15 protein-coding genes are annotated in these 15,395 nt (G+C 71.1%); 1 reads left to right on the forward strand and 14 read right to left on the reverse strand.

Annotated elements, in window-relative coordinates; all coding sequences use genetic code 11:
* Positions 1 to 25: 25 nt before the first annotated feature.
* The 13 genes from ACWEFB_RS23380 to ACWEFB_RS23440 form a co-directional block, all read right to left on the reverse strand.
* On the reverse strand, positions 26 to 1,108 hold the full coding sequence (locus ACWEFB_RS23380) for an Atu2307/SP_0267 family LLM class monooxygenase (RefSeq protein ID WP_452288582.1): 1,083 nt from the start codon (positions 1,106 to 1,108) through the stop codon (positions 26 to 28).
* A 75-nt stretch (positions 1,109 to 1,183) separates the two neighbouring features.
* Positions 1,184 to 1,849 carry an NADPH-dependent F420 reductase gene (locus ACWEFB_RS23385; protein ID WP_452288584.1) on the reverse strand — a complete coding sequence of 222 codons (666 nt, stop codon included), beginning with the start codon at positions 1,847 to 1,849 and terminating at the stop codon, positions 1,184 to 1,186.
* Positions 1,846 to 2,373 (reverse strand): MarR family winged helix-turn-helix transcriptional regulator, encoded by a 528-nt coding sequence (locus tag ACWEFB_RS23390; protein ID WP_452288586.1) that lies wholly within the window; start codon positions 2,371 to 2,373, stop codon positions 1,846 to 1,848. The genes ACWEFB_RS23385 and ACWEFB_RS23390 overlap by 4 nt, the downstream gene beginning before the upstream one ends.
* A gap of 155 nt (positions 2,374 to 2,528) precedes the next feature.
* Entirely contained in the window at positions 2,529 to 3,035 is a 507-nt protein-coding gene (locus tag ACWEFB_RS23395) for a dihydrofolate reductase family protein (RefSeq protein WP_452288588.1), read from the reverse strand.
* A gap of 309 nt (positions 3,036 to 3,344) precedes the next feature.
* Positions 3,345 to 4,058, reverse strand: coding sequence for a VOC family protein (locus ACWEFB_RS23400; protein WP_452288590.1), 714 nt, complete (start codon positions 4,056 to 4,058; stop codon positions 3,345 to 3,347).
* Positions 4,059 to 4,250: 192 nt separating this feature from the next.
* Entirely contained in the window at positions 4,251 to 4,433 is a 183-nt protein-coding gene (locus ACWEFB_RS23405) for a hypothetical protein (protein ID WP_452288592.1), read from the reverse strand.
* Between the two features lie 93 nt (positions 4,434 to 4,526).
* Positions 4,527 to 5,135, reverse strand: a complete 609-nt coding sequence (locus ACWEFB_RS23410) for a GTP-binding protein (RefSeq protein ID WP_326557587.1) — start codon at positions 5,133 to 5,135, stop codon at positions 4,527 to 4,529.
* On the reverse strand, positions 5,116 to 5,505 hold the full coding sequence (locus ACWEFB_RS23415) for a DUF742 domain-containing protein (RefSeq protein WP_326557586.1): 390 nt from the start codon (positions 5,503 to 5,505) through the stop codon (positions 5,116 to 5,118). Before ACWEFB_RS23415 ends, ACWEFB_RS23410 begins: the two co-directional genes overlap by 20 nt.
* A gap of 6 nt (positions 5,506 to 5,511) precedes the next feature.
* The gene (locus ACWEFB_RS23420; protein WP_452288595.1) at positions 5,512 to 5,943 is read right to left on the reverse strand and encodes a roadblock/LC7 domain-containing protein; all 432 of its coding nucleotides are present in this window, start codon (positions 5,941 to 5,943) and stop codon (positions 5,512 to 5,514) included.
* Between the two features lie 56 nt (positions 5,944 to 5,999).
* A complete protein-coding gene (locus ACWEFB_RS23425) occupies positions 6,000 to 8,540 on the reverse strand; it encodes a nitrate- and nitrite sensing domain-containing protein (protein ID WP_452288597.1) in 2,541 nt (846 codons plus the stop codon).
* Positions 8,541 to 8,652: 112 nt separating this feature from the next.
* On the reverse strand, positions 8,653 to 10,269 hold the full coding sequence (locus ACWEFB_RS23430; protein WP_452288599.1) for a prenyltransferase: 1,617 nt from the start codon (positions 10,267 to 10,269) through the stop codon (positions 8,653 to 8,655).
* Entirely contained in the window at positions 10,266 to 11,189 is a 924-nt protein-coding gene (locus ACWEFB_RS23435) for a terpene synthase family protein (RefSeq protein WP_452288601.1), read from the reverse strand. The genes ACWEFB_RS23430 and ACWEFB_RS23435 overlap by 4 nt, the downstream gene beginning before the upstream one ends.
* Positions 11,186 to 12,547, reverse strand: coding sequence for a cytochrome P450 (locus ACWEFB_RS23440; protein WP_452288603.1), 1,362 nt, complete (start codon positions 12,545 to 12,547; stop codon positions 11,186 to 11,188). The genes ACWEFB_RS23435 and ACWEFB_RS23440 overlap by 4 nt, the downstream gene beginning before the upstream one ends.
* Before the next feature lie 685 nt (positions 12,548 to 13,232).
* Here ACWEFB_RS23440 and ACWEFB_RS23445 point away from each other — a divergent pair.
* The gene (locus tag ACWEFB_RS23445) at positions 13,233 to 14,264 is read left to right on the forward strand and encodes an LLM class flavin-dependent oxidoreductase (RefSeq protein WP_452288605.1); all 1,032 of its coding nucleotides are present in this window, start codon (positions 13,233 to 13,235) and stop codon (positions 14,262 to 14,264) included.
* A gap of 41 nt (positions 14,265 to 14,305) precedes the next feature.
* Here ACWEFB_RS23445 and ACWEFB_RS23450 read toward each other — a convergent pair whose 3' ends face one another.
* Entirely contained in the window at positions 14,306 to 15,352 is a 1,047-nt protein-coding gene (locus ACWEFB_RS23450) for a polysaccharide deacetylase family protein (RefSeq protein WP_452288607.1), read from the reverse strand.
* Positions 15,353 to 15,395 lie beyond the last annotated feature (43 nt).

A 15,395-nucleotide genomic window follows, 5' to 3' on the forward strand; every position in this document is an offset into this window, starting at 1 on the left:
CACGACGGAGCACCACCGGCCGCGCTCAGGCCAGGAGTTCGCGTACGCGGGGAATGACCTGGGTGCCGTACAGCTCGATGTTGGTCATCAGCGCGCCGTGGGACAGGCCGCCCATGCCGTACTTCAGGTCGAAGCGGGTCGCGCCGAGAGCGGTGAGGTTGGCCGCGATCTTCCGCGCGACGGTCTCCGGCGAGCCGACGAAGAGCGCGCCGTTCGGCCCGGTCTCGAACCGGAAGGAATCCTTCGTCGGTACGGCGAACCCGCGGGTCTTGCCGACCCGCCGGATGACCTCCAGGTAGCGCGGCCAGAACTCGTCGAGTGCCTGCTCGTCGGTGGCGGCAACGTGTCCGGGTGAGTGGACGCCGACCGGTCGCGCGGGCTGTCCGAGCTTCTCCAGTGCCTGGTGGAAGAGTTCGGAGAAGGGCGCGAAGCGGGCTGGGGAGCCACCGATGATCGCCAGCATCAGGGAGTAGCCGTAACGCGCGGCACGGATGACGGACTGCGGGCTGCCACCGACACCGATCCAGGCCGGAAAAGGTCCCGACTCGGTGTACGGAACCACGTCCTGGTTGCGCAGCGGGGCCCGCGTCTTTCCCTGCCACGTCACCGGCCCGCCCTTGAGCAGCTCGGAGAAGAGGTGCGCCTTCTCCTCGAAGAGCTTCTCGTAGTCGGCGAGGTCGTAACCGAACAGCGGGAACGAGTCGATGCTGGAACCGCGCCCGAGGATCACCTCCGCCCGGCCGCCGGAGATGGCATCGAGGGTGGAGTAGCGCTGGAACACCCGTACCGGGTCGTCCGAGCTCAGTACGGTGACCGCCGACCCGACCCGGATCCGGCTCGTACGCGCGGCGATCGCGGCGAGCGCCACGTCGGCCGCCGACAGCGGGAAGTCGTCGGTGTGGTGCTCGCCGATGCCGAAGAAGTCCACCCCGACCTGGTCGGCGAGGACGCCCTGTTCGACGACGTTGCGGATCGTCTGGGCGTGGGTGAGGGGGCGGTCGCCCTCGTCGTGGCTGACGTCGCCGAAGGTGTCGAGGCCGAGCACGAGGGGGAACTTCCCGCTCTCGGTCGCGGCGGTCGGTACGGCGTCCTGGGGTGCGGTGCTCACGTCGAGTCTCTCTGTTCTGGGCGGTGGTGGGGTGGCGAGCCCGGGTGGGGTGGGACCGGCGGGACGGGGCCCGGCCTACCCGGACCCGGTCTCCAGGGACAGCTCGAACTCGGCCCGGCGCAGCGAGGCGCCGAAGACGGGGCCGCCCGGTTCCAGCAGGCGGCCGGCCCGGAGACTGTCGAGTCGTACGCTGTCGTAGCCGACGCGCTCGACGAGTTCCGCCACGACCTTCACCGCGGCGGGGTCGTCCCCGGCGACGCCGAGCGCACGGCGTTCGGGTGAGCCCGGCGGGCGGCGTTCCTCCTCCAGCTCGTGGTAGCCGAACTGGTTGAACGACTTGACGACGGTGGACTGGGCGAGCCGCCGTTGGACGATCTCGCTGCTGCCGTACCGGCGGTCGTCGAACATCTCCTGGACACCGTCGATCGGTGGCCAGTAGTTCATCGTGTCGACGACGATCCTGCCGGCGACGATGGTGGGGTCGAAGGTCGCGAACCGGTGCAGCGGGATGGCCAGCACCACTATGTCGGCGTCCGTGACGGCGTCGGCGGCCCACCGTGGCTCGGCGCCGGGTACCAGCACCTGCGTGATGAGGGCGATCCGCGCGGGGTCGCCGGAGGCCGCGATGGTCACGGGATAGCCGGCGGCGAGCGCGACCCTCGCGATCACCGGTCCGGTGTGTCCCGCCCCGAGCACCGCGATCCGCGGCATCGGCGGCGGTACGGGCGGACCAACGGTCATGACCGTCCCTCCTCGCCAGGAACGGCGGCCGGTGCCGGATGCAGGTGGCCCCGCAGCGTGCGCAGGATGTCGGCGAGCGCCTCGAACTGCTCGGGCGTCAGGGCGTCGCCGAAGTGTCTCTTGATGGCCCTGAGGTGGGGCGCGGTCGAGGCCCGGAACATCCGCGCACCGTCGTCGGTGAGCGAGACTTCGGATCCTCGGTTGTCGGTGGCGCAGTCGTCGCGGCGGATCAGTCCGCGCCGCTCCATCCGGCCGAGGTGGTGGGACAGCCGGCTGCGCTCCCAGTCGATGCTCTCGGCGAGTTCCGACGATCGCATCCGGTGGCCGTCCGCCTCGTTCAACGCCAACAGCACCTGGTAGTCGGCCGACGAGAGGTTCGACTCCTGGAGCAGCTGCGCCCCCAGGAGCTTGCGGAGTTCGTCGGTGGTGTCGAGCAACGACCGCCAGATCGCCAGTTCCCCGGCCGTCATCCGCTGCCGGGCCGCCGCGCCCACGGCTTCCTCGCCAACCCGCACGGTCCGCACCTCATCTCCTTGACGCGTCAACCATAGCTCGCATGATTGACACGTCAATGATGCGTCGACCACAGGTCGGGAGCCGTTGGATGACGAGTACGCCCAGGAATGTTTCGGGATAAAAGGTGCAGGGAGGACGAACCCGATGTCCGACGAGGCAGGCGTCAGGCGGACGTGAACGAACCGGGGATGATCTCGCCGGCTGGCTCGTACGTACCGATCATGACGCCGGTGCCGGAGACCGCGCTGTGGACCAGCCTCAGCCCGCCGGGCACGGCGCCCTCCGCGAACAGCCGCTTGCCGGAGCCGAGGACCACGGGGAAGACCAACAGGTGGTAACGGTCGACCAGGTTGTGGCGCAGCAACGTCTGGACCAGGTTTCCGCTGCCGTGCACCTGCAACTCCGGACCGTCCTCCTGCTTGAGCGCCAGGACACCCTCGGCCGCGTCCCCCTCGATCAGGACCGAGTTGCGCCACTCCAGGGTCGGACGACCGCGCGACGCGACGTACTTGGTGGCGTCGTTCATCGGGCCGGCGCCGTCCTCCGCCGAGGCGTGCGGCCAGTACGAGGTGAAGATGTCGTAGGTCCTGCGCCCGAGAACCAGGTCGAACGGCGGGCGCATCACCTCGGCCATGGCCCCGGCGACCTGCTCGTCCCAGTAGTTGACCATCCAGCCGCCGTACGGGAAACCGTGGTCGTCGTCCTCCCCGGCCGGCCCGGGGCCTGCATGACCCCGTCGAGGGTCAGGAAGGTGCTCACGATCAGCTTTCTCATCCCTCGTTTCCTCCCGATCGGGTCCCGCCGTCCGCCCACTCGTCACGGCAGCTGCCCCGGGACGGTGCCCGTGCCGTGGTCGCGGCACGGGCACCGCCGGGCGAACCGGACTCGGCATGGCCGAGTTCCATCCGGGCGGGACGCCCACCGACGAACGGACCGGCGCCGACCTGATCGGCGCGGTTCGGCCGCCGGCCGGCGGCTCCTAGGCGGTCAGGCAGAACGGGTGTCCTGCCGGGTCGGCGAAGACCCGGAACCGCTCACCGCCACCGTCCAGCCGCGACGCGCCCAGTTCCAGCGCCCGCGCCTCCCCTGCGTCGAGGTCGTCGACGAGGATGTCGAGGTGCGCCTGCTGGGGTTTGGTCGGGTCCGGCCACCGAGGCGGGTTGTAGTCGCTCACCTGCTGGAACATCACGCTCTTGCCGTCACCGGCGATGAGCGCACCCTCGGGGCCCTCGTACGTGACCTCCATGCCGAGCAGTTCGGCGTAGAAGCGAGCCAGCGCCGAGCTGTCGGGTGCGTCGATCGTCGGGGCGAACAGCCCCATCGTCGGGCCGACGCCGTCACGTTGGGACAGGTCGAACGGGTGCCCGGCGGGGTCGGCCAGCGTGATCCAGGTCGGGCCCTCGGCCAGCTTGGTGGCACCGAGTTCGACGGCCCGCTGCGCCGCCGCCTCGTGCCCGTCGACCAGCAGGTCGAGGTGGAACTGCTGCGGGTGCTCCTGTCCGGGCCACTGGGGAGCCACGTGGTTCGGGGCGAGTTGGAAGGCGATCTCCTGGCCGTCCGCCGTCCGCACCGTGATCCAGTCGGAGTCCTTCCGGACGATCTCCCAACCGGTGAGTTCCGCGTAGAACGAGGCGAGTTTCTCGATGTCCGGCGCGTCGAGTGCGACGAGCTCCAGGCGTCCTGTCACAGTCATCCCCCCATCCTGCCCCCGCTCCCCGACAATTACAGCGCACCGCGCTGCCGCCACCGTCGCGTCCCGCCCGACCGACCGATCGACCCCGGTACGCACGCACGAGCACACATCCGCCGGTCCGGGCACTGCGGGAGGGCGGCGGCGTACCGGCAACGGATAGCCTCCGGTCATGGGTGTGCACCGAGTCGCGCGTCACCGCCTGTCGGTGGCGACGGAGCTGGGATTCGCGATCATGTACGGGGTGATCGCCGGGTTCGGGTTGGTGTTCGGCGACGACCTCGGCTGGGCAATGGGTGCCGGGGTTGGCGTGCTCGCGGCGCCGCTCATCTCCCGGCAGGTCAGGACCGTCCCGGACGTTGCCGTCCTGGTGTCCATCGCGACCTACCGTGCCGGCACGCCGGCACAGGGTGCGCGACGCCGACGAGGGGCGGGCCGGCTCGATGCCCACCCCCCGTGTCCGGCTGCCGGTCAGCGGCCCGCCGCCGCGCGGTCCCGGTCCCGGCGTTCCATGGCCTTGCGCAGCAGCGCGATCAGGACCTCCTTGCCGGACTGCCGCTGCCGGGCGTCGCAGAGCATCACCGGTACGTCCGGGTCGAGGTCGAGCGCGAGCTGGACCTCTTCGAGTTCGTACCGGCGGGCACCCTCGAAGCAGTTCACCGCGACGATGAACGGGGTGCCCTGCCGCTCGAAGTAGTCGATCGAGGGGAAGCAGTCGGCCAGCCTGCGGGTGTCGGCGAGGACAACCGCGCCCAGCGCACCGAGGGCCAGTTCGTCCCAGACGAACCAGAACCGGTCCTGCCCCGGCGTGCCGAACAGGTAGAGGACCAGATCGTCGTTGATCGTGATCCGGCCGAAGTCCATCGCCACGGTGGTGGTGGTCTTCGCCTCGACACCGGAGATGTCGTCGATCCCGATGCCCTGCTCGGAGAGGACCTCCTCGGTACGGAGCGGTCCGGTTTCGCTGACGGCGCCGACCATGGTGGTCTTGCCCACCCCGAACCCGCCGGCGATCAGGATCTTGAAGGCGGTCGGCAGCCCACGGCCACCGGCGGATGCGTCAGAGTGCTCGTAGTCCATTGATCACTGCCTCGAATACGCTGTCGTCCGGTAGGGCGGTCGCCGGCCGGGGTTCCCGCACCTCCACGAAGTGCCGCTCAAGCAGGTCGCCGAGCAGTACGCGGATGGTGCCCAGGGGCAAATTCAGGTGCGCCGCGACCTCGGCGACCGACTGGGTCCGCTGGCAGAGGCCGACGATGGCGAGGTGTTCGGGTCCGAAGCCGACCTCCAGCGGAGCATCGGCCCGGATGGCCAGCACCAGCGAGATCAGGTCGAACCTGCCTCGGATGGGCCTGGTCCGGCCGCGGGTCATCGCGTACGGACGGACCACCGGCCCCGCGTGGTCATCAACCCACTGGTCCTCCAAGGATCCTCCCCCAGCGCCTGTCATGGCGGACTACTTCTCTCCACCCGGAGACGACCCCGCACCGGGCTCCCGCGCGGGTGAGGCGAGGAACTTGCCGGCCCGGGTCACCAGCATCGCCATCTCGTACGCGATCAGCCCGACGTCGGCGTCCTCGTCGGCGAGTACGGCCAGGCACGCCCCCCGGCCCGCCGCTGTGACGAACATGAACTGGGACTGCATCTCGATGATGGTCTGTTGCACCTGGCCGCCACCGAACCGCTTCCCGGCCCCCCGGGCGAGGCTCTGGATTCCGGCCGCGACCGCCGCCAGGTGCTCTCCGTCGTCGCGGCCCAGCCCCTTCGAGCGGGCGACCAGCAGGCCATCCACGGACAGGACGATGGCATGCTCGGCCTGCTTGACCCGGCCGACCAGATCATCCAGCAACCAGGCCAGGTCGGCGCTCGACGCTGTCTTGTGCACCACTCGTTGTCCTCTGTCTCCTGTCGGCGAGGGGTCGCCGAGTCGATCTCCTGGTTCGGTCACGTACGCGGCTGGTCCCGGGGTTCGTCGTCCGCCCCGTCAGCCGCAGCGGGCTGCGCCTGCGCCTCCTCGTGCGTCAGCCGGGCCGCGTCGGAGCGACCGCGCCTGGTGCCGCTCTGGTAGGAGCTCATCATCGAACGGACCTGCTCCGGCGGGCGCGGCGCCTCGACGTCGTCGGCCTCGACCGACGTACCCCGGTCCTCGTCCTGCAACGGCTTGGCGAGGTTGGCCTGCCGGACCCGCACCGGGAGCCCGGACGGGGTCTGGGCCGCCTTCCCCGGTGTGGTCGCCGCCGGCTGGTCCTCGACCGCCGGGACACCGGGCCGCTCGACGGCCGGCGACGCCGGCGACAGGCTCGACCCGGAACGTTGGTGCGGGATGAGGGCCTCCATCCGCTGGGTGGTCAGCGGTGGGCGGGCGGACCGCGCCGGCAGCGGGGGCGGCGGGTCGGTCTCGTCCGCCACCGCCGGGCCCGGTCCCCACGACATCGGTGCCGGGGCGCTCGGGTGGTCCGCTCCCCCGCCCACGGTCGTCGCGCCGACCCGCACGTTCGGCGCGACCCCGGTGGACGCCGGGCGGGCCGGCTCCGATTCCGGCTGGTCCTGCTCCGCGCCGGTGTCGGTGACCAGGCTGAGCGGGATGAGCACCACCGCGGTCGTACCGCCGTAGGGCGACTCCTTGAGGTGTGCCCGTACGCCGTGCCGCTCGGTGAGCCGGCTGACCACGTACAGGCCCAGGCGGGTGGCGTTGGCGAGGTTGAACTCCTGCTGGCTGACGATCTGGTCGTTGGCCGCGGCGAGATCCTCCTCGGTCATGCCGAGCCCACGGTCCTCGATCTCGACGACGAACCCGTTCGCCACCATCTGTCCCTTGACCTCGACCCCGGTGTGCGGGGGCGAGAAGGAGAGCCCGTTCTCGATCAGCTCGGCCAGCAGGTGGATCACGTCACCGACCGCCCGCCCGGCCAGGGCCACCGAACCCATGGGGAGCACGGTGACCCGGGTGTAGTCCTCGACCTCGGCCACCGCGCCGCGTACCACGTCGACCATCGGCACGTTGCGGCGCCAGGCGCGACCCGGCTTCGAGCCGGAGAGCACGATCAGGTTCTCGGCGTTACGCCGCATCCGGGTGGCCAGGTGGTCGACCCGGAACAGGTCCTCCAGCTCCTCGGCGTCGTTCTCCCGGCGCTCCATCGCGTCGAGCAGGATGAGCTGGCGGTGGACCAGTGCCTGGGTACGGCGGGCGAGGCTGAGGAAGATGTCCCGTACGCTGCGCCGCAGCTCGGCCTGCTCGACCGCGGTACGGATCGCGGTCTCCTGGACCGCGTTGAACGCCTGCCCCACCTGGCCGATCTCGTCGTTGCCGAAGTCCAGCGGTGGTGCCTCGGCGGAGACGTCCACGTCCTCGCCCCGACCGAGCCGCTCGACCACGCCGGGCAGCCGCTCGTTGGCCAGCGTCCGGGCCGCCTCGCGCAGTCGTTCGAGCTGGGCCACCAGGGCACGGGCCGTGGTCACCGACACGATGACCGAGGCGATGACGGCGAACGCGCCGAGGACGGCGGCGAGCAGGATGCGGACGATCACCCAGATGGCGCCCGGCGTGCTGCGCTCGACGATGCCGTCACCACCGGTGACCACGACGTCGTGGAGCTGCTGCAACGCCGGCTCGACCACGCCCTGCCAGTCGGCGAGCTTGATCGGTGGTGCCGTGCCGGTCCGGGTGCCGAGGATCAACCGGTCCTCGGAGCCGTGCAGCCGGACGAACGCGTCCCCGGCGAGCATCTCGTCGTACCGGGCCCGGTCGCGCCGCTCCAGGTCGCTGACGGTCTTGATGCCCATGAACCGTTGTGCCCCGACCAGCTTCGCGACCTCGGCGGACTCCGCGGGGGTGATCCTCCCGGCGGACAGGATGCCGGTGACCAGGGCGTCCTCTTGGGAGATCAGCTCGTACTGGCGGTTCAGGTCGATCAGGGCGGCGGCCTGGGTTGCGATCGTCTCGTCGTCCAGGCCGCCGAGCGCGTCGTAGACGCGGAAGATCCCGTCGACCACATCGGTGTAGGCGGCGGCCGCCGCGCCCCGGTCGATGGTGCGCGCGTCGACCTGGGTCCGGATGGTGTCCAGTTCGTCGAGCTGGGCGACGGTCGCGCCGACCCGACGCTCGAGTTCCGAGGAGCCGGCGACGTCGGCCTGGCGGCCCTGCGCGGACTGCCGGAACTCGGCCGCGAGGTTCCGGGTGTTCGTGCGCGCGGCGTCCAGCTCCGTGCCGGCGGCCTTGGGCGCGCCCAGGTACGCCAGCGACAGGCGTCGCTCGTCCTGGAGTCCCTGCAGCAGTGGCTCGCTCGGCTCGTAAACGTAGACGTTGAGCGCCTGGGCGAAGAGCAGGTTCGTTCCCTCGCGCAGCGTCACCCACGCGGCGAACACCCACAGGGCCGTGAGCGAGACCAGGAGAGCGACCACTTTGGTACGCAGATTCGCGCTGCTGCCGCGAGGAATGCGGGGAGCCATTACACCGTCCCAGGCCGGGTTTGGGGTCGTCTTCATATGTCGGCGATACGGCGTACCGAATACGTTGACCGGGTCATTTGGGAGTGCGCGGACACGCTAGCAGTATCGGACAAGTCATCTCAAGTCCACACAATGAGATTGCGGAAATCTAGCGCGGTGCCGGCGACGACGTCAGATCCGACCTGCTCGTGACACAGTGGAGCGCCGCCAGTGTGACCGATCGCACAATCGTCGTCGGCGTATACAGATCCTTGCCGTGCCACAACGCCGGGTACGGATCACGCCCCGCCGCGTGCCGCAGATACGAGTATCCACTAAGGACGGACCGCCGCAGCGCGCCGGGCAGTGGTGTGCCGATCCCCAGCAGAACGTGCAGCGCGTACGCGGTCTCCTCGGCGGTCCCCGACCATCGTCCCCACGAACCGTCCGGTCGCTGACCGGCGGCGATCCAGTCGACGGCCCGGCCGATCGCCCCGGCGACACCGGGCCCGCGCCCGTGCTCGCGCAGCGCCATTACGGCACACGCCGTGGCGTAGTAGGGCGAGGCGTGCCACCGGTCGTACCACGCCCCGTCGTGGTGCTGCTGTTCCCCGAGCCACCCCGACAACCGGTACGCGGCGGCCAGGTACCGCGGTTGGGCGTCCGGCCGGTTCGCCAGGTGCTGACCGAACGCGTCGAGCACGTGGGCGTTGGTCGTGATGGACGCCCCGTCCTCACCGGGCCAGGTGGAGAAGTGGCTGCCGGTGTCGTACTCCCACAGGCTGACGGGCTCGGTCGGCCGCCCGAGCCGTCCGAGGGCGTAGAGGGTGACCGAGGTGGTGTCGGCGTCGGAGGGCAGGCCGGGTCCGGTGGGCGTGCCCGTCGGACCGAGCGCGGAGACCAGACTCTCCACCAGTTCGGGCCGGGCCGCGAAAGAAACGCCGGCTCGGGCGAGTCCACTCAGGACCCATGCGCGCTCGAAGACGCTGATCGGGGTGGGACAGGGCACCGGTCCGCCCTGACGCAGTGCCAGCGTTTCGAGGTACCGCCGGGCGGCATCCGTACCGTCGGCCGGGCCGGCGACCGCGAGCCACGCCGCGGTGGCCGCCGGTGACGCGCCGACCGCGCCGTACCGCAGGGGACCGATGCCGGACGGCAGCCCGGCGGCCGGGCCGACCACCTCGAACGAGTGCGCCAGCTTGGCCGGCACCTCCGCCCCGGAGGCGATCAGCCGGCGGACTCCGATCAGCCGCGCGTGGCTCATCCCCGACGGCAGCCCGAGACGGGTCCCGGTCGGCCACCCGGACAGGCTCGCCGGCGGGTCGTCGAGGTGTCGGTTGATCGCCTCGACCAGTGCCGGCACGATCAGGTCGACCGCCGGGGTGTCGGGCAGCCGCAGCGTCCCGTCCGCGAGCCAACCGACCAGCGCGGCGATCCCCCGGTGCACCGCACCCACCAGGTCGGACTCGCCGATCGTCCGCCGACCGGCCGCCGCATCCCGGCACAGCACGGCCAGCAGCGCTTCGACCGCACTCAGGGTCGGTACGAGGGCATAGCCGCCCGGCGCACCCCAGCCGCCGTCCGGACGCTGCGCCGCCAGCACGAAACGCACCCGCTCGGCGTGTCCGGCCAACCAGGGGGCGAGCGTGACCAGTCGGGCGGTCTCGTACACCGACGGCGCGACCCGGCCCCACGGCTCCTCGACCAGACCGGCGAGCAGAGTCTCGACGTCCCCGGCGACATCGCTCGAGTCGGAAGCCGGGCCGGGGCGGACGGAGGTGGTCACAGCCGGCCCCAGAAGTCGGCGCCGCCGCCGTAGAAGCGGGTGACGAACCCCAGTTGCCGGGCCAGGTACGACGCCTCGCGCGGGCAGCTCGTCCGCAGCGGGGCGATCAGTTCCAGGCAGCCGTCGACCAGCTCGGCGACCCTCCCTGCCACCCAGGCCCGGTCGACCCCGAGCATCAGTACGTTCAGGTCGCCCCCGCCCCAGGACACGTCCCGGTCGTAGGTGGCGAGGTCGTTCACCAGCCGCAGCACCCGCTGCACCCGCTCGCCGGCCGACCGCAGCTCGTCGAGCACGTCGAGACAGTCCGGCTCGCCCGTACGCAGCCAGTGCGACAGGTTCACCCAGGACAGGCCGGTGTTGTCGGCCGCGTCCAGGTAGGTGTCGACGTCGGGCAGGCCCGACTCGTCGCCGGCCGCGCGGGCGGACTTCCAGCCCCACTCCCGGCTCATCGCGGCCAGGGTCCGGCGCAGGTCGGCCCGCCACAGCGGCGCGTACGCCGCGAAGGCCGGTGCGGTGACCAGCTCGTCGCGGATGTCCGCGAGGAAGCCGGCCAGCGGCGAACCCGGACCGGGTACGGCACCGTCAGCCACCGCGAGGCAGTTCGCGGCGATCTCGTCGACCTGCTCGGCGGCGACCGCGAGGGTGTCGACCTGCCAGTCGAGGGCGAAGACCCACAGCGCCGCCCGGTTCGCCACCCTCAGCGCGGCGGAGGTGGCCCAGGTCATGTTGCAGGCGGTCGCGTACGCGACCCCACCGATCAGGGCTGCGTCGAACGGCTTCCCGGCGAACAGGTCCGGATACGCCAGGACCCGCTCCGTCAGGTCGCGCTGCCCCGCCATCGTGAGGACGCCGATCGCGGCGAGTTCCGCGCCGGACGAGAGATCCCGGGTGGCGTCCGCCCGCGTCGCTACGGCGGTCACGCCGCCACTGCCCGAACCGGCCGGAGCACCAGCTTCGCCTCGGTGGCGGGCCGGAGCGAGGCGCCCATCCGAGGGGTGAAGTCCGCCGGGCCGACCAGCTCGGGCCGGAAACGACCCAGCAGGGTGGCGATGATCAGCGGGGCCTCGACCGCGAACAGGTACTGGCCCAGGCACCGGTGCTGGCCGCCGCCGAACGGGAAGTAGCTGTAGTACGGGTCGGGCTTCGGCCCGTCCGGGTCGAATCGCTCCGGGTCGAAGTCGTCCGGGCGCGACCAGAACGCGCGCATCCGGTGCGTCACGTACGGGCTGACGAGGATGGTCGAGCCGGCCTCGATCCGGGTACCGCCGAGCACCTCGTCGCCCACCGCCATCCGGGGGATGAACCAGCCCGCCGGCCAGAGCCTCAGCAACTCGTCCAGCACCATCCGGGTGTACCGCAGCTCCGGCACGTGGGCGCGACGTACCTGCGTACCGTCGACCACCCGGTCGATCTCGGCATAAAGCCGGTCGGCGACCTCCGGGTGCGCGGCCAGCACCGGCCAGAGCCAGGACAGCACCGCGATCGTGGTCTCGGTGGAGGTCGACACCATCGCCACCACGTCGTCGCGGATCTGCTTCTCGGTGACCTCGTCGCCCTCGATGTCCCGGGGCGCGCAGAGCGCGGAGATGATGTCGTCGCCACCGTCGGGAGCCTGCCGGACGCTCCTGATGATCGGCAGCACGATCTCGTCGAGCGTCGCGACGGCGGCGGCGAAGGCCCGGTCACCGGGCAGCGGCAACCAGTTCGGCGCCCACGGTACGACGATCCGGGGGATCATCTCCGTCGCGATCACGCCGAACGCGTCGACCATCCGTACCGCGTCGGGAACGCTGATCCGGTCGCCGAAGAGGACCCGCATCGTCGCCTGGCACACGATCCGGGCCAGCTCGGTCGGCCCGTCGACGACCAGGCCCCGCCGGGCCGGCTCGTCCAGGCCGTCGACCGCGTCACCGATCGCCTCGGCCATCCGGTCGGTCATCGTGTTCACCCGCGCCGGTGTGAACAGTGGACGCAGCACGTCCCGGCTCGACTTCCAGATCGGGCCCTCGGTGACCAGGATCGCCTCGCCGACGGCCCGGCGCACCCCGTTCCAGAGCAGCCCCTCCCGGACGTACCTTTCGGGGTTGTGCAGCACCGTCTCCAGGTGGTCCGGGGATGTCACCAGGTACGGGCCGGTCGAGCCGACGCCCAGCCGGACGATCTCCCCGTTCGCCGTGTTACCGGCGTCGACCAGCGCGTCCAGCGGATGCCGGACCAGGCTCGGCAGTTTGCGCAGGGAGAGACTTCGGGCTCGTACCCCGGACGCCGTCTCAGTCACCGGATACCTCCAAGACGTCGCTCCCGTTCGGCCTCGTCCGCGGTGCGGCGGCTGTGGGGGGACCGGCTCGTGACCGGCCGGGGCCGCAGGGAGGCAGTTGATCGAGTTGACCCGGGCCACTGTAGATCTCTCTCCGCGCCCGGTCCATCGATCGGAGGCGACTCCTTCGTCGATCGACGGCCGACGCGGACGGGGCGCGACCTCGATCACGGGACCCCGGCGGTGACCGTGGGCAACCACGCGTCCGCGCGGGCCGGTCACAGCGAGATGTTGCCTCTCATCACCAATCTTCTGATTCGCTACTTTCTGTCCCCAAGATCCGCCGCCCTACCCGGCAGACGTGCACGGCGGGCCAGGTCAAGGGCGCAAGCCCGGCGCAGCATCCGGCGATGACGCAAAGAACCGCCGCAACCGTTTGTAGTCATGCGTTTTTCACGCGGTTCGACGGGTCATCACCTCCTGTGAGGAGGGAGATTCCGTCGTGCGGCGGAACTGGGCCGTCGGAACGGCGTTCGGAACGAGCTATGACTTGGGTCACAGTCGGATCCAACGAACGACTTCGATACGTGGCGGACACATCGCCGTAACCTCGCCTGCCGCATGATCCGGATCACGGAGATCCGTACGCCGGCCTCCTGCAAGAATCTCAGGCGGTGCTGCCGTTCGGCAGAACCTGCCGCGGACGATGGAGGACCCTGTGCCGCTGCCCTCGCAGCCCCTGCGAAAGCTGGGCTTCCTGACCATCGGGCTGTTCGAGGAGGCCGATCCCCGCCGGGGCCACGAGTCGACCCTCGAGATCATCCAGCTGGGTGAGGAACTGGGCTTCGACAGCGCGTGGCTGCGCCACCGCCACCTCCAGTACGGCATCTCCTCCCCCGTCGCCGTGCTCGCCGCCGCGTCGCAGCGCACCAGCCGGATCGAACTGGGCACCGCCGTCATACCCCTGGGCTGGGAGAACCCCCTGCGGCTGACCGAAGACCTGGCAACGGTCGACATCCTCTCCGGGGGTCGCCTCAATCCCGGCGTCAGCGTCGGTCCCCCGATGCACTACGACCAGGTCAAGCCGGCGCTGTACCCGGACACCGCCGACGCCGAGGACTTCAGCTACGAACGCGTACGGCGACTGCTGAGCCACGTACGCGGCGAGCCGGCCACCGACTTCCACGGTGTCGAGGGCTTCGAGGTGTTCTCCGACCGGGTCCAACCCCACGCCCCGGGACTCGGCGACCGGATCTGGTACGGCGGGGCGAGCCTGCGGTCCGCCCAGTGGGCCGGCGAGCAGGGGATGAACTTCCTGACCAGCAGCGTGGTGAAGGCGGAGGAGTCCGAGGACTTCGCCGAGATCCAGCTCTCCCACATCCGTACGTTCCGCGCCCACCACCCCGACGGCGAGCGCGCCCGCGTCTCCCAGGGACTGGTGGTCATCCCCACCGACACCGCCTCACCGGAGCAACGCGCCAGGTACCGGGCGTACGCGGAGAAGCGGATGCCGCGTACGGCCACGCCGCAGGGGCCGGCGCGGATGATGTTCGCACCCGATCTCGTCGGCACCTCCGCCGAGATCGCTGACCGGCTCTACCGGCACCCCGCGTTCCGGGAGATCGACGAGGTCGCGTTCGCCCTGCCGTTCACCTTCGACCACGACGACTACGTGCAGATCCTCACCGACATGGCCACCCGGCTCGGCCCCGCGCTCGGCTGGCAACCGGTCGCCTGACTTCGGCACCCGACCGACGGTCGCGGCCCGCGCGATCCGGGTCACCCTGGGCGGTGCGGGTCGACCCGGGGCGGCCCGGTCGGCAGGGACTCCAACGCGAAACGCCGCGTCAGATTGGGCAGGATGGTCCGCAGCGCGCCGACCGTCTGTTGCCGGTTGCCGCCCGCGTCGTGCATCAGGACGATCGAACCGGCGGTGACGCCGGCGGTGACGTTCGACGCGATACTGCCGGCACCCGGCCGGTTGTAGTCCCTCGAATCCACGTCCCAGTGCACCGAGGTCATGCCGAGTTCCCAGGCGGTCGACACCGCGGCGGTCGTCCAGTATCCGTACGGCTGACGGTAGTACGCGATCCGCGCGTCCGGCACCGCGGCCCGGATCGCGTCGTTGGTCCGGGTCAGGTCGGCCCGGATCGCCGCCTTCGTCCGTCTGCCCAGTGCGGGGTCGTGGGACCAGGAGTGGTTGCACAGGCTGTGGCCCGCGGCGGCGATCGACCGGACCAGTTCCGGGTACGCCGCGGCCAACTCACCGACCAGGCAGAAGGTCGCCCTGACCCGGTGACGCGCCAACTCGGCGAGGACCTGTGGGGTGTACTGCGGGTTCGGCCCGTCGTCGAAGGTGAGCGCCACGTAGCCCGAGCCGGTGGTGAGCCGGCTGCCGTACGGACCGTCGGTTCCCATCGGCAGTCGTGGGCGATCATCGGCGAACGGCGGGTCCGGACCGGGGTCGGTCGAGGCGTTCGGGCCGGGGATGACCGACGTCCGGGGTGTGGCGGAAGGGCCGTCGGGCACCGGCGAGGCGGCGACGGCACCGGGCGGGCTCGGCGCGGTCGGGTTACCGGACGGGTCGCCTGTCCGTCCGGGCGTCGTGCGCGGCAGGTCGCGAGTCGGCCCGGGCGAGGCGCCGAGCAGGTCCCGTGGTGGTCCGGGCGTACCGAGCACCCGGGCGAGGACGTACCCGCCGCCCAGCATCGAGCCGACCACCAGCCCGAGGATCATGATCAGACGGAGGCTGGACGGGCCGGTCAGCCCGGTCCCGCGGCGCCCGTACCGGCCGGCCGCCGACCGGGCACCACGCCTCCACACCATGCCCGCCTCCTTGTCCGCCGTACCCGACCTCAGGGTACGTACG

It is taken from the genome of Micromonospora sp. NPDC004704 (assembly GCF_053601675.1).